27 protein-coding genes are annotated in these 23007 nt (G+C 37.3%); 7 read left to right on the forward strand and 20 right to left on the reverse strand.

Features of this window, described 5'->3' with window-relative positions; genetic code table 11:
* Positions 1-6 precede the first annotated feature (6 nt).
* Entirely contained in the window at positions 7-561 is a 555-nt protein-coding gene (locus NXS11_RS06260; RefSeq protein ID WP_259199863.1) for a tyrosine-type recombinase/integrase, read from the reverse strand.
* A gap of 235 nt (positions 562-796) precedes the next feature.
* Between NXS11_RS06260 and NXS11_RS06265 the strand changes: the two genes are divergently transcribed.
* Both NXS11_RS06265 and NXS11_RS06270 read left to right on the forward strand, forming a co-directional pair.
* Positions 797-1003, forward strand: coding sequence for a DUF1659 domain-containing protein (locus NXS11_RS06265; RefSeq protein ID WP_259199864.1), 207 nt, complete (start codon positions 797-799; stop codon positions 1001-1003).
* A 14-nt stretch (positions 1004-1017) separates the two neighbouring features.
* Positions 1018-1233, forward strand: a complete 216-nt coding sequence (locus NXS11_RS06270; RefSeq protein WP_259199865.1) for a DUF2922 family protein — start codon at positions 1018-1020, stop codon at positions 1231-1233.
* A 49-nt stretch (positions 1234-1282) separates the two neighbouring features.
* On the opposite strand, the gene NXS11_RS06275 is transcribed toward NXS11_RS06270, so the two are convergent.
* Entirely contained in the window at positions 1283-1489 is a 207-nt protein-coding gene (locus NXS11_RS06275; protein ID WP_373319385.1) for a hypothetical protein, read from the reverse strand.
* A gap of 220 nt (positions 1490-1709) precedes the next feature.
* On the opposite strand from NXS11_RS06275, the gene NXS11_RS06280 reads away from it, so the two are divergent.
* The 3 genes from NXS11_RS06280 (at position 1710) to sarA (ending at position 4693) form a co-directional block, all read left to right on the forward strand.
* Complete coding sequence (locus NXS11_RS06280) at positions 1710-2645, forward strand: DMT family transporter (protein WP_259199870.1); 936 nt, start codon at positions 1710-1712, stop codon at positions 2643-2645.
* Between the two features lie 228 nt (positions 2646-2873).
* The gene (locus NXS11_RS06285; RefSeq protein ID WP_259199873.1) at positions 2874-3782 is read left to right on the forward strand and encodes an efflux RND transporter periplasmic adaptor subunit; all 909 of its coding nucleotides are present in this window, start codon (positions 2874-2876) and stop codon (positions 3780-3782) included.
* 539 nt (positions 3783-4321) lie between these two features.
* A complete protein-coding gene (gene sarA / locus NXS11_RS06290) occupies positions 4322-4693 on the forward strand; it encodes a global transcriptional regulator SarA (RefSeq protein ID WP_259199875.1) in 372 nt (123 codons plus the stop codon).
* A gap of 53 nt (positions 4694-4746) precedes the next feature.
* Here the strand turns inward: sarA and NXS11_RS06295 are convergent, their stop codons facing one another.
* The 18 genes from NXS11_RS06295 to hemQ all read right to left on the reverse strand — a co-directional run bounded on the left by NXS11_RS06295 (position 4747) and on the right by hemQ (position 20848).
* Entirely contained in the window at positions 4747-5466 is a 720-nt protein-coding gene (locus NXS11_RS06295; protein ID WP_259199876.1) for a hypothetical protein, read from the reverse strand.
* A gap of 232 nt (positions 5467-5698) precedes the next feature.
* Positions 5699-6205: an SA0570 family protein gene (locus tag NXS11_RS06300; protein WP_259199879.1), complete on the reverse strand. Its 507-nt coding sequence runs from the start codon at positions 6203-6205 to the stop codon at positions 5699-5701.
* Positions 6206-6298: 93 nt separating this feature from the next.
* Complete coding sequence (locus NXS11_RS06305) at positions 6299-7099, reverse strand: alpha/beta fold hydrolase (protein WP_259199881.1); 801 nt, start codon at positions 7097-7099, stop codon at positions 6299-6301.
* Complete coding sequence (locus NXS11_RS06310; RefSeq protein ID WP_259199882.1) at positions 7086-7802, reverse strand: HAD family hydrolase; 717 nt, start codon at positions 7800-7802, stop codon at positions 7086-7088. Before NXS11_RS06310 ends, NXS11_RS06305 begins: the two co-directional genes overlap by 14 nt.
* 44 nt (positions 7803-7846) lie before the next feature.
* On the reverse strand, positions 7847-8809 hold the full coding sequence (locus tag NXS11_RS06315) for a FecCD family ABC transporter permease (protein WP_259199883.1): 963 nt from the start codon (positions 8807-8809) through the stop codon (positions 7847-7849).
* The gene (locus NXS11_RS06320) at positions 8802-9677 is read right to left on the reverse strand and encodes an ABC transporter substrate-binding protein (protein ID WP_259199884.1); all 876 of its coding nucleotides are present in this window, start codon (positions 9675-9677) and stop codon (positions 8802-8804) included. Before NXS11_RS06320 ends, NXS11_RS06315 begins: the two co-directional genes overlap by 8 nt.
* Before the next feature lie 30 nt (positions 9678-9707).
* On the reverse strand, positions 9708-11366 hold the full coding sequence (gene argS / locus NXS11_RS06325; RefSeq protein WP_259199886.1) for an arginine--tRNA ligase: 1659 nt from the start codon (positions 11364-11366) through the stop codon (positions 9708-9710).
* Between the two features lies 1 nt (position 11367).
* Positions 11368-11778, reverse strand: a complete 411-nt coding sequence (locus tag NXS11_RS06330; RefSeq protein ID WP_259199887.1) for a YwiB family protein — start codon at positions 11776-11778, stop codon at positions 11368-11370.
* Positions 11779-11906: 128 nt separating this feature from the next.
* Entirely contained in the window at positions 11907-12434 is a 528-nt protein-coding gene (locus tag NXS11_RS06335; protein ID WP_259199888.1) for a YwhD family protein, read from the reverse strand.
* Between the two features lie 11 nt (positions 12435-12445).
* Complete coding sequence (locus NXS11_RS06340; protein WP_259199889.1) at positions 12446-13744, reverse strand: HD domain-containing protein; 1299 nt, start codon at positions 13742-13744, stop codon at positions 12446-12448.
* Between the two features lie 24 nt (positions 13745-13768).
* The gene (locus NXS11_RS06345; RefSeq protein ID WP_259199890.1) at positions 13769-14251 is read right to left on the reverse strand and encodes a GNAT family N-acetyltransferase; all 483 of its coding nucleotides are present in this window, start codon (positions 14249-14251) and stop codon (positions 13769-13771) included.
* A 66-nt stretch (positions 14252-14317) separates the two neighbouring features.
* Positions 14318-14866, reverse strand: a complete 549-nt coding sequence (locus NXS11_RS06350) for an NAD(P)H-dependent oxidoreductase (protein ID WP_259199892.1) — start codon at positions 14864-14866, stop codon at positions 14318-14320.
* Between the two features lie 166 nt (positions 14867-15032).
* Positions 15033-15371 carry a YuzB family protein gene (locus NXS11_RS06355; RefSeq protein WP_259199895.1) on the reverse strand — a complete coding sequence of 113 codons (339 nt, stop codon included), beginning with the start codon at positions 15369-15371 and terminating at the stop codon, positions 15033-15035.
* A 117-nt stretch (positions 15372-15488) separates the two neighbouring features.
* On the reverse strand, positions 15489-17033 hold the full coding sequence (locus tag NXS11_RS06360; protein ID WP_259199897.1) for an SLC13 family permease: 1545 nt from the start codon (positions 17031-17033) through the stop codon (positions 15489-15491).
* Between the two features lie 172 nt (positions 17034-17205).
* Positions 17206-17676: a threonine/serine exporter family protein gene (locus NXS11_RS06365; protein ID WP_259199899.1), complete on the reverse strand. Its 471-nt coding sequence runs from the start codon at positions 17674-17676 to the stop codon at positions 17206-17208.
* Between the two features lie 16 nt (positions 17677-17692).
* Positions 17693-18415: a threonine/serine exporter family protein gene (locus NXS11_RS06370; RefSeq protein ID WP_259200061.1), complete on the reverse strand. Its 723-nt coding sequence runs from the start codon at positions 18413-18415 to the stop codon at positions 17693-17695.
* 48 nt (positions 18416-18463) lie between these two features.
* The gene (locus NXS11_RS06375) at positions 18464-19822 is read right to left on the reverse strand and encodes an APC family permease (RefSeq protein ID WP_259199900.1); all 1359 of its coding nucleotides are present in this window, start codon (positions 19820-19822) and stop codon (positions 18464-18466) included.
* A gap of 264 nt (positions 19823-20086) precedes the next feature.
* Positions 20087-20848 (reverse strand): hydrogen peroxide-dependent heme synthase, encoded by a 762-nt coding sequence (gene hemQ / locus NXS11_RS06380; RefSeq protein ID WP_259199903.1) that lies wholly within the window; start codon positions 20846-20848, stop codon positions 20087-20089.
* Between the two features lie 161 nt (positions 20849-21009).
* On the opposite strand from hemQ, the gene pta reads away from it, so the two are divergent.
* Together pta and NXS11_RS06390 are read left to right on the forward strand one after the other, a co-directional pair.
* The gene (pta, locus tag NXS11_RS06385; protein ID WP_259199905.1) at positions 21010-21999 is read left to right on the forward strand and encodes a phosphate acetyltransferase; all 990 of its coding nucleotides are present in this window, start codon (positions 21010-21012) and stop codon (positions 21997-21999) included.
* Complete coding sequence (locus tag NXS11_RS06390) at positions 21999-22841, forward strand: lipoate--protein ligase family protein (RefSeq protein WP_259199906.1); 843 nt, start codon at positions 21999-22001, stop codon at positions 22839-22841. Before pta ends, NXS11_RS06390 begins: the two co-directional genes overlap by 1 nt.
* Positions 22842-23007: the final 166 nt, after the last annotated feature.

Consider the following 23007-nt stretch of genomic DNA (forward strand, 5'->3'; position numbering starts at 1 on the left):
ACTTTTTTATAAATTAAGCGCAATCATCGTATGATAGGTACCTTTTTTAGGAACGCCAATAAATTTCAATGTTTCTTGCGCAGTTTGATGTCCCAAATACTTTTGAATAATCGAAATGGATACACCTGAACGATATGTATGGTAAGCAAACGTTTTACGCAATGTCGTAAGTCCTACGCGAGGTATCCCTACTTCTTTCGCTGCTGCATGAACAATGCGATATGCTTGTTGACGGCTCAAGCCCTTTTTAGTTTTCTTCGACTGAAATAACAAGTCATGAAGAACTAGCTTTTCTGCCACAATATATGCCTGCAATTCTTCTCTCAGTGTGTCTGGTAGAACGACTTGCACATCCTGAAGCAGATATCCTGTCCAATATGCAATCACTTCACCATGCTTAGGCATAATATCTGCCACTGTTAAATTGAGTAATTCACTTAACTTTATACCCGTATGAATTGCAAACTTGAATAATAAATAGTCTCGTTCAGATTGTGTTTTTAACCATTGATACATTTTCTGTATATCATTATGACACTTAATAGGATCTACACAATTCATTCTACTCACCTCAATCATATGTTCCTTATATAATAATAAATGATGTTTAAGTAACATGAAAGACATTTTACTTAATGACTTTTTTGAATACGCTAATATTTAAAGTTACAAAATACTACGATATCATACCTACCAATAACGTATACGCTTACATGTTATACAGAAAAATTTTTGTATTACATTGTCCCTTTTATGCATTTCTTTTCGATATATATTATGAAAGGAGGCATAAGCCATGAATACAAAAAACATCTCAATTATCTTGACGCAATCACATACGGCCCCAAACGGTAAAACGACTAACACATCACGTAAGATCAACAACTTAAATCCAGAAGCTACAACCAATGACTTACGCAAGTTTGCCGAAACGATTGCAACTTTAACTGGTGAACACTACGATCAGATTGAAGTTGTAAAGACATTTATAATCAAAGGATAAAGGAGTGCATAATGATGAATACGAAAACGCTAGATATTATTTTTGACACAGTAGAACAAAAACCTGTTCGTCTATCATTACCAAAGATTGAACATAACGTAACAAAAGAACTCGTAGTCACTGAAGCAGATAAGATGATTAAATCCAATGTGTTATCTTTACTAGGTGCACAAGTCATTCAAGTCAAAACAGCTCAATTGACAGACAAAACAGTCACAGTCCTTTTCTAGTTACAAAAACAGCGGTGCACAATCAGATGCATCGCTGTTTTTCGTTGTTTCAATTATATCTTGGTCTAAAGCGTACTTCATCACCATAAAATACTTTATGTTTCCCTAGTTTCTCGCAAATTGCGTATTTGTCATACACTTCTATCACTCTTGACAATGTCTTATACGACTTTGCAGGATTAAGCACTTCGACATATTGCCCTACACATAGTTCTGTCACACTCTTAACATTCACAAAAAACATCTGGTCATTCATTACACGGACGATTTCATATTGTGCCAATGACTATCACCATACCTTTACTTCTGTCTCATTTATTGACCATCCACAGTCGTTTTATATATTCATTAATGTTTATCTATACCCTAACATTCATTGGATTTCACTTTGTTCCAAAAGTTTTCTACCCCACAAATTGCAAATAAACTGTATAATAATCTTAACTGATTACTATACTAAAAGGAAGTATTGTTTTATGTTAATCGCATTTATAATTTTAGGACTCATTGCTGGTGGGGTTATTCCTTTTCAAACATCTATTAATACCCGACTCAGTCATTATACACAATCTGCTTTTTACGCTTCGACGATTTCTTTTTTCGTCGGGACGATATGTTTAGTACTCATAACACTTATTTTACATCCCAATTATTTATCACTACATGCTTTGACTGCTTACCAGCTAGATTATACATGGTTCGTTGGAGGTATCATGGGCGTTCTTTTTTTAACTGGCAATTTATTACTATTGCCAAAAGTAGGTGCCTCTTTAACTGTTGTCACAACCATCACTGGCCAGTTAATCATGGGTTGTCTTATCGATGCATTCGGTTGGTTTAATGTGACACCTCAACCTTTTACATTAATTAAAGGCATTGGCTTAACATTACTTATCCTTGGCATTACATTGATGAATATTCAACGACGTCACCCTAGGATTAAGCAATCTACACAAAATGTCGTCCTTTGGCTGATACTGGGGCTCATCTTTGGTTGTGCACCCCCTATCCAAGCGGCCATTAATAGTTCACTAGGACAATCGCTCAATTCACCTTTTTTTGCGGCACTCATCTCATTTGCAGTGGGCACACTCACACTCTTTGTAATCACTGCGCTTGTACATCGTCGTTATCAAATACAGCATGAACATGCACAATTCGGTCCACTTCGCTGGTGGTACTTTATTGGTGGGCTCCTCGGTGTACTCTTTGTTACAACGACAATCATATTAACCGCTCAGATAGGTGTCACATATACACTGATTACTGTTATGTTAGGGCAAATTATCACAAGCTTGTTAATAGATCACTTTGGCTTACTTGGTATTACGCCACGAAAGATAAGTAAACAACGTATTCTGGGACTTATCATTATATTGTTTGCCATCAGTTTAATTCAATTCATCCACTAATCAAGCGATCAGGTGTGAACGTATCTACTTCTAAGTTTTCGCACCTGATATTTGTTTTGATTATCGTAACAGTTCTCCGATAAATCATGATGATATGAAGTACCCAAAACATAGCCCAAAATATTAAAAATACGCATCAAAAATCATTGGAAAGATGATATTCCTCGTGTTGCTTCTTAATATATCATTTGTATAATGAATATATTCCCGATGAAAGAGGTGTCTATAATGACTAAAAAGACCAAATTATTACTGAACTTCTCCGCTATTTTCCTCTTCTTAACACTCATTAGTACCATCACGTATTATGCCTATTACCTCTCGAAACTCACTGATATTCAAACGATTGAAGCACGCTTGACCTTCCCTTATCACACAACAGGGATTGTGCAATCAGACTATAACTATTCAGTCATTTTTCAGCCTCAATATGGTCAAATACATGAAATACATGTCAAAGACGGTCAGTATATCTCCAAAGAAACGCCTCTTCTCACCTATTATAATCCACTTAAAATCCCCGAAATCAGCGCATTAACAGCGCTTTCTAAGCAAATTACAACGCCGAAACAAGCCTATGAGTGTATGCGCGAATTAGTCAAACTGAAGACAGAACTCTATACAACTATACAAACTCCTGTTCAAGGAATCGTGCGTTTGCATGAACTTGTACCTTCAAAAAAAGATTCAATAATATTAGAAATACAATCAAAAACACAACATATTTTAACTAATTTACCTGAGCCCATTTATCTTCAATTACAGCAGCAAAAAAATGTTTCATTAGTTCAAAAAACAACGCAAAAAAGCGTTACAGGGCACATCGTTACTATATTGCCGCCATCTTCCACTCCTGATTCTAACACCCAAAATTCTTATTATCCAACCATTATTAAGACTAATAAGAATTACCCCATTGGCTCACATTTTACAATTAATTTAGGAGAACCAAAAATGATGTTACCATCAGATATTTTATTAGAAAAAAATTATGTTGTGATTCATAAAAACGGGAAATATGTTAAACGTATAATAAATTATGATAAAATAAATGAGCAACTTATAATAAAAAGCGGGATATTTGCTGGTGAGAAAATTGTCCGAAATCCTAATGAAACAGCATTAAAAATCAAGTAACTTCGAACCCGTTTAACTTGGTCTTTTTTCATGTATGTTTCTTATTGTTATTACTACCACATACTAAATATGCTTGAATGGATATGACCATTTGATTGCATACAAATGCGTCATAGAGACCAACCATCTATTACTCTTAGAAATGACACCTCCTTTGTAATAAGCACATTTCTACATCCATATACAATACGCAAAAATAACATATTCATTACCGGACATCATCAATCATAAAAACATATTAGATCTAAGATTTATTTATATTCGTATTCAAAAATTTACTAATATATCAATGATATTTTAAGTTCTTTATGATTTTATGAAATGTGCAAAATAAATTTGCTATAATGTGTGGACTGGGATATGACGGTTACTGTTGCATGGTAACTGTTTTAACTTCTAGTCATCTTTGTAAGGAAAGGGCTGGGACATTAATAGAAAAATGAGATGTCTGTCCCACTCCACCAATCTGCATATTATAGATGTGCTCGATTGTATAAGTGAAGCATTTTTACCGATGTATTATCTAGGAGGTATTGCAAATGACTGTATCAAAAATCAAAAATTGTTTCGAACTTTTATCAATGGTAACATATGCTGACAAATTAAAAAGTATGATAAAAAAAGAATTTCATATGACTTTTGAAGAATTTGCCGTTTTAACGCATTTAAGCCATAAAATTGAGTCTGAATATTTCTTAAAAGATATTATTAACAACTTGAATTACAAACAACCACAAGTTGTCAAAGCTGTAAAGAACCTTTCTCAAGACGGTTACTTTAATAAACGTCGTAATGAACATGATGAAAGAACCGTTCTTATCTTGGTTGATGATGAACAGCGTCAAAAAATTAATGCGCTATTAGAACAAATCAACTTAAAAATCAAAGAGTCTAATATTAGACCAAACTAATAAAAATCCTTTATTGAAAGCGCGATATGTACTTTCAATAAAGGGTTTTTTGACTACTCCATATCTTTATTCGATGACAGGTTAATCGTATAAATAATAATCATCACGAGTAACATAATCCATAGTGCAATTGAAATATATTGTGCGAGTTGCGTATCCGGCACAATAATGTCAATCGTTTTTTGCAATAATAACAGACCGATACCAGTGTTTTCAAAATGTCTATGATAGATACCATAAATAGTTATAAACACACCTATCACAGCAACACCTATATGCGCATATTGCGTTACAATGTGTATACCTAATGTGATATCGAACGTGTGCATCAAGATAAGAACTAGCGCACCGAATGCCAAAACTAATCCCAAGTATCGTTCTGATTTATTCTGATACAAATAACTTTTGTGCTTTATGCGTAAATATACCAATATTGACATAGGTAGTACAGCGACCACATATACGATAAACAATCCTGTAACCGCACCAAATGGAACAAGTTGTTTACTGTAAAGGTAAGCAATCAAAATAAAGTTAATCATGAAAAAAACAACCGGATTAAAATTCATAATAAACAAGTTCTTTTGAATCGTCAGCACAATTTCAGCCGTTGATTTTTGACGATATGCAATGTAATCCATGTTTTGTTGTTCAGACTTTTGAATATCTTTCCGCAAATTTTCCTTCACATCACCAATCACACGAGGTGTAATGCCCTTGGCTATCAAATATTGTTCTACACGTTCTAGTAGTTCACGATCATTTTCTCTCATCATGTCCTCTTGTCAGAAACTTATAAACATATTATGCATTGCAACTAAACGCCAGTATTTAGTGCGATGCTTTTATTTTTGACAATTTAGCTATCCTCCTTACGCAACATCAGATACTGTCGTCACTATATTTATTTCTATCTTAATATTGACACACTCTAATTGCTAAAGAGACAGCAAGTCATTGAATATCGACTTCTGTCTCTTTAATATGAAATCTCACATCACAAAACTAAGCTTCCAAATCAATACGATATAACTTCAATTGCTTATCTTTTGGGTGTGTTGTTGTAAATTGATATGACACCTTACCATCTGCAATATAGCCAGTATTTCCCGTTACATTATTATAATGTGCACGTTGAATTGCTGTGTCGTGCACTTGCTTTTGCACCTCTTGATAGGTTGGTCCAGTCACTTCATTGTAACTCATTGACACACGGATGACCTTTGCTGTTGCTTTATTATTATTGGCTGTAATACGCAATAGCCCTTCATCTGTGCGGTATTCATAATATTGTTCATCACTATATGCTGACATCGTGTGAATGCCTTTACCTTTTGTGCGTATCACATCTTTCATACGCTGACCAATTTTCACACTTTCTAATACTTGATCACCTGTTTGTAACGCCTTCACCGACTGTATCGTATTGCCAGTAGCTGCTTGTGCTGGTGTAACACCCAAACATGCTATCATCATACCTAATACCATTAAGACACATAAGTATTTCTTCATCAAACATACACTCCTTTTTTAGTGCTGTTTATTTACTTACTATATTCAGTATAACTTAAATATCTAAACAATAACAGTCAGATTACAAAAACGTTACAATTCCATATGATGTGTCGTCTGATGCATAAAGTCTTTAACTACTTTGAGGAAATTTTCTTTTTCTTCTACAAATGGATAAACACCCGAGCGTTTAAATAATGAAAATGTTGCGTTTGGCAATGACTCAGCAACTTCTTTTGCTTCCAATGGTGTAACGCGCTTATTCGCCTGACAGCCTATCACCAATGTACGCACTTGTATATTAGGCAATAACAACTTAACATTTGTATTTAGAAATGCGTTATCAACAGCTGCCGATTCATAGTCAGTCAGCAATGATACAGAGTCATTGACATTCTTCAAAAACTTGCGGACTTTTCTATTTGAGTAGTACAAATGCTTATCTAAAAATGTATTTTGTTCGCTCTTATCCCATGTACGAATTTTAGCAGCATACTTTCTAAAAAGTCGATCGTGTGGTAACATATCGTCTTCTATCGTCGGGTTGATTAAAATCAATTCTTTGACCATTTGTGGATGACGTGCAGCAAGATCTAGGGCAACAGAGCTACCTAGTTCATTAGCAATAATAGTTGCACTCTCAATATATAAATAGTCCATGATTTCTTTAATGTCTTGGCCAAATTGATTAAAGTCAATTTTTAATGGCTTGTCTGAATAACCATGCCCACGCAAATCAATCATAATCACTTGAAAATATCTTGCTAAACGTTGGGCTATGCCTTCAAATACTGTATGATTCATATAAACAGAATGAATCATAACAATTGGATATCCTTTTCCCATTGAGCGATAGTTAATCGCTGTTCCATCAGATGTTCTAAATAGTTCCATTTGATAGTCCCTCCTTAGGTATGTTTAATATATCTAATAATTGTTCCAATGATGTAATCTCATAATCCATTTCTGACTCAAGCGGTGCCAGTTCAGGTTCATGTGATTCATGACGATACCATACGCTGATCATCTCCATTGCATGTGCGGGTGCTACATCGTTCAATGCATCATCACCGACATACATAACCTCTTGTGGTGTCACTTCTAACTTCTCCAAGATGTCTTCATAAATGCTTGGATGTGGCTTACGAAATCCCACTGTTTCTGAAGTCGAAAGGTAATTAACATAATCCTCAATACCTAATGCATAAATACGATATTGCTTGATTTTTGATTTTCCATTTGCGATGACACCTATTTTATACCCAGCTTGTTGCAACTTTTTCAATGTATAATGCGTGTCGTGAAACGGAAAAACATAACGATAAAAATGCATTTCAAAGTCTCGAAACAAATCTTTCCAGTTAAGACGATCGATGTTAAATTGCTTAATGATTTCTTTATAAACATCTGGTTTGTCATGATCTTCATCATCATCTAACTCAATAAACTTTTTGTGAAAATCCGAAGCTTGTACACGCACAAAGTAATCGTGAAAACGCTCATACTGCTCTTCAATAAACTTCTCACGCGATTTTTCACGATCTAGTAAAGTACCTTCCAGATCAAATATAATTGCTTTAATATGTGATACGTTCATTTATTAACCTCAACGCTTTCTATTTATAATCCCTATCTTCTATACTAATGAATCCCTCGACGTCCTTCAACTATCATCAAATAGAACATCAAAGGTATACCTAACAATGCCAGAATGATGCTTGCGGGTAATTGTATCGGGGCAAACAATTGCGTGCCCAGAATATCCGCCAATACCATAACCGCTCCACCAATAATAAGGTTCATTGTCATTTTGTAGTAGAGTGATCCAGATACTGATCGATGCACAAACTGTGGAATCACCATGCCGATGAAACCAATCACCCCTACGTAACCTACAATAACCGTTGCCAGTACAGTTGCCAGCCCCAAAACACTTAGAGACAAGCGCTGCACATGTAATCCTAAAGCTGCACTCGACAAGATGTTTAGCTGTAAAAGTTGAATGTGTGGTACTAACAAAAATAAACTTACTACAACCACTATAAGTACGACAAAAATGTACAGCACTTCGCGATACTCAGCAGATGAAAAGCCACCAAATAAATATCCCAAAACATTTTGTAAGCGCATGGGATTTAATTGTACTAGTAAATATAATACCGCATTCAACAATGCACCTATCATAATGCCTGACAATATTAAAGACTTGGTCGGATACCCTGACGTTAACAATTGTGCAACACCCATTACGCCAATAAGTGTAAGCAATCCTAGCAGTATAGAAAAAGGTGCAATCCAAAAGAAAGGAAGCCCTAGAAAAATTGCTAGTGCCGCCCCGACTGTTGCCCCGTTTGCTAACCCCAATGTAAAGCTATCTGCCAAAGGATTATTGAGTATAAGTTGATACATTTGTCCTGCAACCGTTAATCCCATACCAGCAAAAAGTGCCAATAGAATTCGCGGTAGCCTTACTTGCCATATCAAGGTACTTGTCAATGGATCTTGCCAGTCAAGGTGATGCCATAATGCATAACAGACAACCGCTATCAAAAAAAGACTCCATATACTCAAAGTTATGAAGCCTTTTCCACTATGTTTACTCATAAATGGCATCTCTCAATTTTTGCATACCATCGTCCAAACGTGGACCTGGGCGAGACAACAAATCATCGTTTAATGCTTTAATACGGTCTTTTTTCACGGCTGTCACATTATCAAAGCCACCGCGATGTGCAACGATTTGTTGATATTCTTTCGTTGTCACGCCTGACATTGCAAGCATGATATCGGGATTCTTTTTAATAATCTGCTCTTTGTCTACTTTTGGCCAGTCAGACTGATCTGCAAAGACATTCTCTGCCTTTAATTTGCTCAACATATCATTCATGAATGTGCCATGTCCTGCTGTATAAATCTCTGGTTCTGATGCAATCTCAATAAATACTTTTGGGCTGCTTTTCTGTTTAGGAATACTGTCAATGACCTTTTGAATATTGGCTTTTGTTTCTTTAACGAGTGCTTGCGCTTCTTGTTCTTTACCAGTCACTTCACCCACTTGCATGAAAGTTTCATACATTTGATCAATTGATTTGGCATCTGTAATATAAACAACTTTAATCCCACTTTTTTTCAAACTTTCGAGCACCTTCCCCTGTGATGCACGTTGTGACTCATGTGCAACAATCAAGTCAGGTTGTGCTTTAATCAATGCCTCTTTATTTAAGTTCATGGCATCAAATTGTTCTTTCTCTTTCACCACTTCAGGATAGTCATCTACCGTCGATACGCCCACAACCCTATCTCCTAAACCCAGTTCATATAAAATCTCTGTATTACTCGGCATCAATGAAATGATACGCTTTGGTACTTTCCCCGATGATTTTCCACCTTCGTCGGATTGGCTTGCTTGGAAATTACACCCAGCTAAAACTAACGCCATAGCTATCAATAACACAACATACTTTAGCTTCATCTTCACACCTCAATTCAACATCATCAACTACTACATGCTTTCAGGCGCCGATACACCTACTAAGCTCAACGCATTGCGTAATGTAATACGTACAGCATCGATTAATGCTAAATGCGCTTGTGTTTTAATCGTGTCTTCTGTCAAAACTTTTTCCGCATTGTAGAACTTATGGAAGTGTGCTGCCAAATCTTGAATATAGTTCGTAATGCGGTGCGGTGCTCTCGCTTCCGCAGCCCCTTCAATAACCGTCTCAAATTCTGCTACTTTCTTCAACAGTTCAATTGCCTTGTCATGTGTAATAACACTATAATCACGCCCTGCTGTTACTTCATGACCTTGTTCCGCTGCTTGACGCAAGATAGAACAAATACGTGCATGTGCATATTGTGCATAATACACAGGATTGTCTTGTGATTGTGTTTTTGCAAGCTCCATATCAAAGTCAAAATGTGTATCTGGGCTACGCATTGTTAAGAAGTAACGTGCCGCATCCACACCCACTTCATCCATAATTTCACGCAATGTAATCGCATTACCTGTACGTTTACTCATCTTCACTTCAACGCCATCTTGCATAAGGCGAACAAGCTGCATAATTTGAATTTCTAAACGATCACTATCCACACCAAATGTCTCAAGTGATGCTTTCAAACGATTGATATAACCGTGGTGATCTGCACCAAATAAGTTAATTAATTTATCATTGCCACGTTGAATTTTGTCATAATGATACGCAATATCCGGTAAGAAATACGTATAAGTCCCATCTTGCTTGATTAACACACGGTCTTTATCATCTTTAAAGTCCGTTGTACGCAACCATGTCGCTCCATCTTTTTCATATGTGTAACCAAGCTCTGTCATTTTCTCAAGAACAGCTTGAATATCACCTTTTTCATATAAGCTGGTCTCACTGAACCAATTGTCGAAATGTGTGTTGAAATCCACTAAATCTTGACGTAACTTACGCATTTCATAGTCTACACCTAACTTGCGGAAGACTTCGATACGTTCACTGTCAGACATCTCTTGCAATTCAGGACGTGTCTTTGCCAAGTCTTCCCCAATACCAACAATGTCTTTACCATGATAGCCATCTTCAGGCATTGCCATATCTTTACCTAAGCTTTGCCAATAGCGCGCTTCAATTGACTTAGCTAAGTTTGTAATCTGATTACCTGCATCATTAATATAATACTCACGTGTAACATCATAACCAGCTGCATCCATAATGTTACTCATGGTATCGCCAACTGCTGCATTACGTGCATGCCCAATATGTAAATCGCCTGTTGGGTTAGCTGATACGTATTCAATTAAGACTTTTTCATTTTTCGGTTCTGCCACACGTCCATATTGCGCATCTTTGTTCAAAACATCATCAATAACGACATGTAAATAACTTGGATCTAAATAAAAGTTAATAAATCCAGGCCCTGCAATATCTACTTTTTGGACATGTGCTGCTTCTGCATCCAAGTTTTCTACGATTAATTGCGCGATATCTCGTGGATTACGCTTCGCAATTTTTGTTAAAACCATCGCAATATTGGATGAATAATCACCATTTTGTGCATCTTTGGGAATTTCAATTTTAATATTTGGAACATTATCTGTCAGTTCCGCTTTTTTTATGCTTTTCTTAATTTCTTCAATCAATGTTTGTTTCACTTGATCAATAATATTCATCTTAACACTCCTCGTATGTCAGTTCGTATTGATAGGTGCCGATTGGGTCATCACCTTGATATAGTTTGTAGTGTACTTTGAGCTTACCGCCTGTCGCAGTTAGAAAATGTAATATGCGCAATGTCTCCACTGTAAACACTAGCTTGCCTTCTGGGATATGATAATAAGACGTTGTCTGCTGCCCTTCTAACAAATGCAGTGTCATATGTACATCGCCTTTACGAATAATTTTAACACTGTCATCTGTTACTTTGACTGTCACGTTAACGTCAGTACCTTCAATCGTTTCATCATAACGAATAAACTCCGCATTCTTTTGCACACGTACACCTTGCGTCTGATACGAATATTGCTGTTTCGTATCGCCTTGCTTTACAACTTGATGTGTTTGAATTTTTACCTGTTGTTCCACAGAGGTTGTCACCTTACTTTGCTAAATAATACAAGCCATTATAACATACAATTACTATAAAAAAGCGTGAATCTGCAAAGCTGGCACATCATTGCCTGTTTGCGGTCAACACACGCTTTCAACTGTTTTTATACTTCTAATGCTTGACGTAGTTCATCACTTGAATTGCGCCACATTTCTTCATTATGTTGCTGTAAAAATGTAGCGAGTACACGTTTATTCTCATCACCGATTTGTTCAATAATCACTTTATGTTTCATAGATTTATCCATCATATTGACATGTTCTGGCATGCTTTTGTAGCCACGACGAATTTGCTTATTGACTAAGAGATATGCCGCTGTGAGCCCTGCATAATATGGTCCTTGTGCACCACGTTCAGTTGTTACCCAACACAACCAATATGCCTTCGTACCTTCAACATCAACCGTTTCCTTATCAGTAATCCATTTCACACCTTTTTCAACATCTGCACGTGCATGCATAGCACCAATATCTATGAATGCTTCTTGTGCCTCAATATCAATAAAAACTGGCGCAATATTATCGAGACTAATCGCACCAATATTCGTGCCTTTATGACCATCTAATGGGTCATTCTTAATAATGTTAAAGTTAAATCCTTTTTTCTCTGCCACTGAGAAACCTCCATTCATTCTTGTTGCGTTTATTCAAGTTCATTGAGTAGATTAATAATCGAACCTTTTAATGAGGGATCATCTATCGTCAAGACAAGTTCTTTTGGATAGTATAGTTTATAATCTTGTCTTTTAATACCTGTGACACTGGAAATAATACGTGATTGACTGCTGATTTCTCGAATATCACCATTAGGCTTCAGCAGATGAATCGACTTACGGTCAGAACCAGGTCTGTCATAATCATATGGCAAATCAGAAATCGAATCATTTACAAAATAATACGTTGGGTCAATGCCTGCACTTTCAAAGAGTGCGATTAATTCCGTTTGCGTGATATAACTGCCATCAAACGGTAAGTGTTTAAATAAATCCCTTTGAATAAAGCGTCTTGCTAAATCACTCAGAATTGGATCTGTTTCGTGCATCCACTCTTTTAAGTAAAACATAACATCCGTTTCATCTAATTTGAGATACGCTTCTACAGTTACATTATTTTCAAAAAATGGCACAAAATCACGCGGTGCAGTTTGGAATTCATAGCCTTGCTCATATAAATATTTTGCTCGTTTGAAACAATTGTTCAGCAATACTTCACCACCACGACTGACTGGATGGAAATAGACTTGCCAATACATCTGATAACGACTCATAATAAAGCTTTCTACCGCATGCATACCACTTTCCTTAATCAACACCTCATCAGCAGATGGGCGCATCAAACGCAGAATACGCTCCATATCAAACGTTCCATAAGATACACCCGTAAAATATGCATCACGCTGCAAATAATCCATACGATCTGCATCGATTTGTGATGAAATCATAGAAATCACTAACTTGTTGTCATGCGTTTTATTGATGACTTCCGCTACTTCATTAGGAAATGACGGCGAGACTCTAGATAAGACCTCGTTGACCTCTGTATCACCTGTTATAATTGCTTGCGTATATACTTCATGATCTGTCCCAAATATCTTCTCAAAACTATGCGAAAACGGGCCATGCCCCAAATCATGCAATAACGCCGCACACATGGCAAGCGGGCGATCTGCATCATTCCATGCCGAACGCCCTCTGAATGTTTCATCAATCATACGTCTGACAATTTCATAAACACCCAGTGAATGACCAAAACGACTGTGTTCCGCAGTATGAAACGCAAGGTTTAATGTCCCCAATTGTTTGATACGTCTTAAACGTTGGAATTCTTTTGTTTTAATCAAATCCCAAATCAGTTGGTCTTGCACATGAATATATCGATGAATCGGATCTTTGAATACCTTCTCTTCTGGCAACTTGCGACTGACATAAGCAGTTTGCGTCAACGGACATTCCTCCTTCATGAGACACTAAGTCAATTGTTTTTTCATCAATGCGAGTGTCATTGTCTCTCCAAACATCACATGCTCATATGTTCGTATCACTTCAAAACCTTCTCTTTCATAAAACGCCACAGCTTTTTCATTATGCGTATCAACTTCTAAGTAGACGGCAGCATATTGTCCTTTGTAATGTGCTAAACCTTGGTCTAACAATAGGCGACCATAACCTTTGTTCTGTGAGTATGGGCGCACATAATGTGCAGATAGATACAATTCACTGCCTTCGATAAAGTTTGCAAAACCAACGACTGTATCGTCCTCCATCGCTACTAAAAACAATTGTTCCTCTAATCTTTTAAGCAAGTGTGTCTCGTTATATGAAGCTGCTAGTAGTTCATTTACGGTACGCGCAGCATATATATTCAAGTACGTGTTATACCATGCTTTAGTTGCAACATCGCGAATACCAATGATATCATCTGGTGTCGCTCTTCTCACTTCATACGTCATATTCCTCGCTCCTTATACGCTATAGAATAACTTTCATTATACCACAACTTCTGTTACGTATAAGGCTTATTTCGCACCTGCAGTCATCCCTGTTGTATATTGTCGATTCCAACGCGCTGCTTCGTTCATCGCATACGTATCCTTGAAAATCTCACCCGGTTGTGTAGCATATCCAATCAAGTAATCTTGCAAATGTGCACCTAAAAATTGCAAGCTATAGTCCACTTGTTTCACGCAAGGCAAAGCCTTCACACGCGGACTATCACCGCCAATCAAAATAAGACGAAAGTTGATATCAGATAGCTTCTCTTTGAAGTCATCATATTGAGATATTGCTAGTGCTTCAGACCACTGTTCAATAAAATGTTGTAATGTCGCACTGATACTATACCAATTGACAGGTGATACTAATATAACATCTTCACTCGCCAATATCTGATCTGTCACTTGCTCATAGTCTCGCTGTTCTTTTGAATCTTCAGCAATTGTTGAATTTGCTGAGTTCACAACATCCTCTAAGTTAATCCATCTATAGTCTTGTCCTTCTAATACATGCTCTGTCAATGTAGTCGTATTCCCTTTTTCATAACCGCCACTAAATAATACTGTAATCATCGCACACATCCCTTTTATTTCTCACTTAATTGTTATTGTATTCAATCTATTCCCATTTCATACCAATATTATTCATAGTTATAACGATTCGTTGCAATATACAATTATTTTCCACGCAAAAAAACCCGCATTCCAAATGAAAACGGGTCTTGTTATATATCAGTCTTTATTGTTGATTTCGCTTTGCTAGCTTCTCTTTCAACTTACGGTCTTGTTCTTCTTTGCGGCGCTTTCTTTCTTCGTTACGCTTTCTCAAACGCTCCTCTTCCTCAGGATCACGTGGTTTTTGCAGTTGTTTCTTGACCTTCTCCATCAATTCATCTTCTGTGAGTGCGGCAAGTGGGCGGTTATTAACGAATGCAAAAGTTTTACGTCTTCCTGGTCCGCAATATGATTGGCAACCAATCTCTATTTCAGCATCAGGATCAAGTTTTTTTAACTTTCTCATGACACTTTTAAGATTTACAGCCTGACAATCATCACAAACCATGAATTTATTCTTCACCTAACTCCACCTCTCTTAGCATGATACCGCTACTCATTTTACACGTCTTTTTAATATTTTCAAGATTTATGTCCACAATCTTTCACGGAATCTTCACTAACAGAACGTCTTTATACTTTATGACTTATTTAATGGAATACTTTGTGTCACATCAATCCCCAATACAGGTGGTAATACAAAATATATATTGACAATAATAACAACAATGCTGATTAAGTTCATGACAAAACCTTTTGATGCCATTTCTTTAATCTCAATCTTACCTGTACCAAACACAATGGCATTCGGTGGCGTTCCTACTGGTAACATATACGCACAGTTAGCTGCCATTGCTGCAGGTGCCATAAGCAATAATGGGTGGACATTGATTGCTACAGATAATGTTGCCAAAATCGGCAAAATCATTGTCGCAGTTGCTGTATTTGATGTAATCTCTGTTAAGAATAAGATAAATACTGTGATGACAACAACGATAATGATTGGACTAACACCTTTGAGTAGGGTCATTTGTAAGCCTAACCATGTTGCTAAGCCACTTTCCTGAATCCCTTTCGCCAATGCTAAGCCACCTCCGAATAGTAAGAGAACACCCCAAGGTAATTCTTTGGCAACAGACCAATCCAAAATACGCTTATGATGATCTTTGGCTGGAATTAAGAATAGTAAGATTGAAACGAACATCGCAATCGTACCGTCTGCAATCATCTCTGTAAAATACCAGTTAGATAACAAGAATTCACGTGAAATCCATAGTGACGATGCTAAGATAAAGATGCAGAATACAATTTTCTCTTCATATTTAACCTTACCAAGCGCATCCAACTTATCCTTGATAACACGTTGACCACCTGGTAATTCCTTCATATCATGACGAAATGCAACAAACTTAAAATAGAGCCACGCTAAGAAAACCAAAGTAATAACAGTTGGCACACCAATAATCATCCATTTCGCAAAACTCAATTCTTGCCCAAAATTTGTCGCATATTGTCCTTTTAAAATAATCAAAGGTGGTGTACCAATCAATGTGCCTAAACCACCAATCGTACCTGCATAACCAATACCTAGGACGAGCGAACGCTCAAACTTCGCAATACTTGTATCATCTTCATTGCTTTCCTTTAATACATGTGCCTCTTTGATAATCGCTAATCCAATTGGTATCATAATCATCACGGCTGCAGTATTAGACACAAACATCGATAACCCACTTGTTGCGACCATAAAACCTAGCAAGATACGACCCGTACTAGTACCAATAAGATTGATAATCGTCAAAGCAATACGCGTATGCAAATCCCAACGCTCCATCGCAATCGCTAAAATAAAGCCACCTAAAAACAAATAAATAATGTCGTTACCGTATTGTGCAGATACTGTTGCACTATCCATGACGTGTCCTAATGGCATCAAAATAAGTGGTAATAAACTTGTTGCTGGAATAGGAATCGCTTCTGTAATCCACCAAATTGCAATCCATACCGTAATCGCTAATACATATAGACCTTTAAAATCCAAACCATCTGGTCGTACAAATAATAAAATTAACACAAAACATAGTGGTCCCGTAATTAAACCAATCAACTGTGCCAATGTGTACGATGGATCCTTCTTCTTGTCTGTGAAAAATGTTAACAATCGAGATTCTTTTGGATTTGTCATAATATCCCCCCTGCTGACTTCTCTTCATTCCCCTTAATGATATAACATATTTTCAAATAGTATAGCACAATAAAGTGTGGCTATGATAGCGCTTTTTTACACTCCCAATACTTCATGTAAAATAAAAAGCTTACAACATATGTACACCACATGTCATAAACTTTCAATTCAACTATTCACTTTTTTTCTGATGTTTCGGTCGAATAATCGCAATCGGTTTTTTAATAAATGACTTTGCAAATTGATCAGACATTAACAATCCGACGGCAATCGCACCAGCAATAAGTGTTGCACGCATAAAAATGTCACTCGCTTCATTAAATTCCAGCGTCAACAATTTCTGTGTCGCTTTGAAGAAAATACTCCCGGGAACAAGCGGAATAATACCTGGCACCATAAAAAGAATCACTGGTGACTTGTATTGGCGTGCCATCATATGACTCATCAAACCGAGTACAAAACTCCCACATAAACTAGCATAAATACTGTCTATACCGAATGCGATATGTACAAGATGATACGTCAAGTAACCAAAACCCCCACACAAACCAGCGGGTAAAAACAAGCGTCTTGGTGCATCGTAAATATATGAAAAACAGAATGAGGTTAAAAAGCTACATATAAAGATTATTGGAATGACCATCGCTTATCCCCCCTAGCTATAACAATAAGAATGCAGTCGTAATACCTGCACCAATTGCGAATGAAGTTACAATTGCTTCCAAAAACTTTGCGGTAAACATCAACATATGCCGTTCAAATAAATCTTGAATGGCCGTTGTAATCAGTACACCCGGAACGATTGGCATCACGCCTGCTGTAATCGTTGCGCCAAGGTTCGGACTGCCTATCCAGTGATTAATTGGAATCGCCACTAAGCCAATAACAATCGCGCCTAAAAAATCCGGAATAAAGAGCGTCAGTTGTTTGCCTTTCATATATTCCGTCACAAAATAACCAAATGCACCTGCAAGCACAGCAGGTAACAAGTCTTGCCAACTGCCACCTTGCAAGTATAAAAACCCCATAGAGATCAGACCTGCAAATAGCATCTTATGCCACAAATCATAGCGATGTTGCGTGTTATCAATACTTTTCAATGTTTGATAGGCTTCATCAAATGATAGCTTTTGTTGTGCAATTTGACGCGAGATATGATTCACTAAAAAAACTTTTCGCAAGTTGGTATCACTCTTCTGGATCTTAACCATACGTGTATCATGATCTGGTGATAACGAGAAGTTAATAAAAATATTGAGCGCATAGCCTTGTGTCTCTTCATAACCATATGACATGGCTATACGCTGCATCGTATCTTCTACACGTTTTGCCTCTGCGCCACTTTCCAGCAAAATACGTCCCGCAAGCATTACAATATTCATCACGTCTTGATCTGACGGTTTGGATTGAATCAACACTGTCACCTTCTTTTACTTACAATCTTTATGTCTCTTAATAGTATAGAGATAAAGTGGTATTCCTAGTACTAAGCCTATAATTGCAATACCCGAACCCAATGGATCCGAAATCAATGTATTCACAATGATGAACAAACCGCCTGACATTGCCAGTACAGGTAGAAATGGATACAGCGGTACTGAAAAGGCTCGTGGTTGTCCTTTGTTCCTACGTCTTAAAATAAACAAACCAACAAAAGATGCCATATAGAAAAAGTAAATAATAAAAATCGTGATTTCTGATAAATAATCTGCATCAAAAATAGATGGGAAACAAATACTTAAGGTTAAGATTAAGAGTGTCAAAGCGCTCATAACAAGGTGTGCACCAATTGGCGAACCCAAGCGTTTACTGACATATTGAACTTTTTGCGAATACGGTAATAAATTATCTTGTGCCATCGCAAATGGAATCCGTGGGAACGTAATCAACTTACCGTTTAATGTCCCAATAATAGAAATAATCAATCCAATATTGACAATCTTTGCACCGACACTTCCGAATAAAACAACGGCCGCTTCCGCACTCACACTATTACCAAATAAGTACACTTCTGATGCAGGTAACGTCTTAAATATGGCAACATTAATTGTTATATAAACAAGCGTCACAATCAAAATACCAATCAACATCGCTAATGGTAAATGCTTCTGTGGGTTTTTCATTTCGCCTGACATCGTCGTTAACATAATCCAACCATCATATGCAAAAAGCGTGGCTAGAACTGCACGTCCAAAGTTCACAGTACCATCATTGTTCATAATCAATTGGGTGACATCACTTCCGAATACGCCTTCTTGCCCATAAAACAACCCAAAAATCACAATCGCGAAAATTGGAATCAACTTTGCAAGCGTCGTGATGTTTTGCATAGCATTCGCATAATACGTCCCCAGAATATTCAATAACAGTAAGAACAAAAAAATACTTGTGCCCACTGGAATTGTCCAAAAACTGCTCATCTCAAAAAACTTTGTAATTAAAATCCCTAAAAAGAGAATGAGTGATACAATAATCGCCGGTCCATACAGTACCGTCAATGTATAACCTGTTAAGAAGCCCCAGAATGCCCCATAAATATCTTTAATATACGCATACAAACCACCTGTACGCGTGATTTGCGCACCAACTTCGGCAATCGTCAAACCAGATGCCAACGTAAGAACCCCTCCAAGCAACCATGCCCAAAGCGCTAAATTACTTGTTCCAGCATATTCAAGTACAGAACTTGGTTTCACGAAAACCCCTGATCCTATAATCGTACCGACAATAATCGTGACAGCTGTAAATAAACCAATCGTTGGCTTCAAAGTTTGCTTATTCGAACCCATTGTCACGCCTCCCCTTCAATTCTTTTTCTTTTATTTCTATTACTATAACATGTGACTAGACATAAATCTTACATTTATAAAAAGAATTCGCCGACATACGACTGCAGAAAACATTAAAGCGCTAAAATATTTAAAAAATACACTATTCAAAATACGGAGGCTATCCTATTATTCGTAATGTACGTTTATTTCCCAGGAAGTGTTTTAAACACGCAAATAAAAACTGGCTCACATTATACTGCAAGCCAGTTTTCTCGCTCTTATTTATTTTGTTTCAGGAAGTGCCATCATAGTATGAAGTGCTTCACTGTCTAATTTATTACCGATAAAGAAACTACCAAACTCGCCATAGCGTGCGGTTGTTTCATCAAAACGCATTTCATAAACAATTTTTTTGAACTGTAATACATCATCTGAGAACAGTGTCACGCCCCATTCAAAATCATCAAAACCAACAGAACCTGTAATAAACTGTTTAATCTTACCAGCATATTTACGACCAATCATGCCATGGTCATACATTAGCTTCTTACGCTCTTCCATCGACAACATATACCAGTTATACGTTTCGTTACGACGCTTATTCATTGGATAGAAACAAATATAATCTGTTTCAGGTAATTGTGGATATAGACGTGCGCGCACATGTGGGTTTTCATATGGATCTTCATCTGATTGACCAGCAAGGTAATTACTCAACTCTACTACTGAAACATATGAATATGTCGGAATGAAATGATCTGCAATTGGTAACTTGTTGATTGCCGTTTCAATTGCTGTGAGTTCTTTCATTTCAGGACGTAAGAACCATAATAAAATATCTGCTTTTTGACCTGCAACATTATATGCTACATGATCGCCTTGCCCCACATCCTTAACGCCTTTCAATTCCGTTAATAGTCCCTCAAATTCATCAAGCATTTGTGTACGTTCTGCTTCTGATACTAAACGCCATGATGCCCAATCAATCGCATAAAACAAATGCAAACTATACCATCCATCTAAAGTTTCTGCTGCATGACTCATTCGGAACACTCCTTAATTATCAATTTACATGTAAATATTAGCACAATCTCATATTAAAAACGAAAGAAACGCTACAAAAGACAACTCTTGGAAATCTCCTACCAAATAGGTATAATGAAAAAAGAGAGCATTGATATAAGAACGAAAAAGGAGGACTTTTTATGTCTAGCTTATTAAATGTATTACAAGACAAATTATCAGGTAAAAATGTGCGCATCGTACTTCCTGAGGGAGAAGATGCACGCGTATTAGCAGCTGCAGTAAAATTACAAGCAACTGACTACGTTGCGCCAATTGTCCTAGGTAACCAAGACAACATCCAAAAATTAGCAGAAGATGAAGGTTTAAATATTGAAGGTATTGAAGTGATTCAACCTGATACAAGTGACCTCAAAGCAGAATTAGTAGAAAAATTTGTAGAACGCCGTAAAGGAAAAGCAACTGAAGAACAAGCACAAGAGTTACTCAACAATGTCAACTACTTCGGTACAATGCTTGTATACGCAGGCAAAGCAGATGGACTTGTAAGTGGTGCGGCACACTCAACAGCAGATACTGTACGTCCAGCATTACAAATCATTAAAACAAAACCAGGTGTTTCAAGAACATCAGGTGTTTTCTTCATGATTAAAGAAGACAAACAATATTTATTCGGTGACTGTGCTATCAATCCAGAACTTGGTGCATCAGACTTAGCTGAAATTGCAATCGAAAGTGCGAAAACAGCGAAAAGCTTCGGTATGGAACCAAAAGTTGCGATGTTAAGCTTCTCAACAAAAGGTTCAGCAAAATCAGACGACACTGAAAAAGTCGTTCAAGCTGTAGAACTTGCACAAGAAAAAATTGACAGCGAAAACTTAACAGATGTTGTAGTAGACGGTGAATTCCAATTCGACGCAGCGATCGTTCCAGAAGTTGCGAAGAAAAAAGCACCTGGCGCGAAAATCCAAGGTGACGCCAATGTATTTATCTTCCCAAGCTTAGAAGCTGGTAACATTGGCTACAAAATTGCACAACGTTTAGGTGGTTTTGACGCAGTAGGTCCGGTACTACAAGGTCTTAACTCACCAGTTAACGACTTATCACGTGGCTGCTCTTCAGAAGACGTTTATAGCTTATCTATCATCACAGCAGCGCAATCATTACAATAATGGATCTCGCTTCTAAATATTTCAATGGCATTGCATGGCGTTACATCGACCATACAACAGGTCTTGAACCCATGCAATCCTTTGCTTTTGACGATACGTTTTCCGAAAGTGTCGGCAAAGACTTATCACCAAATGTTGTTAGAACGTGGATTCATCAACACGTTGTTATCCTAGGTATTCATGACGCACGCCTACCTTATCTACAAGACGGCATTTCGTACTTAACAGATGAACAAGGTTATAATGCGATCGTTCGCAATTCTGGTGGGTTAGGTGTCGTTCTAGATCAAGGTGTACTCAACATCTCACTGATTTTCAAAGGCAAGACTGAGATCACCATTGATGAAGCGTTCTCTGTCATGTATCTCCTCATTTGCAAGATGTTTGAGGATGACAATGTAGATATCGACACATATGAAATTACGCATTCTTATTGTCCAGGTAAGTTCGATTTGAGTATCGACGGCAAAAAATTTGCAGGCATCTCTCAACGTCGTGTTCGTGGCGGTGTTGCCGTTCAAATATATTTGTGTGTGGAAGGCTCTGGTGCTGAACGCGCGCAACTTATGCATGACTTTTACGAACGCGCACTCAAAGGCGAAATCACAAAGTTCCATTATCCGGATGTCGATCCAGCGTGTATGGCCTCATTAGCAACACTGCTCAATCACGACATTACGGTACAAGATGTGATGTTCAAACTGCTCTACGCCATCAAGGACTTAGGTGGGACGCTTAATACAGATTCCATCACACCTGAAGAATGGACACGCTATGAGTATTACTATGATCGCATGCTTGCACGCAACGCGAAGATTAATCACCAAATTGAAAACGAATAGCGTCCTTCCCCAATCGATAGAAGTTGATTGGGGATTTTTTGGGAGCACTACAGAAATCTCATACGCTAGCAAAGATTTCGTTGTAGTGCCCCGGCAAGGCTGACTAGATGGCGGACAAGCAACGGCGTAGTCAGACATCAGTCAGCTACTACCTCTAATATAGATG

Origin of the sequence: Staphylococcus americanisciuri, assembly GCF_024814435.1 — a bacterium.
Taxonomy (GTDB): Bacteria; Bacillota; Bacilli; order Staphylococcales; family Staphylococcaceae; genus Staphylococcus; species Staphylococcus americanisciuri.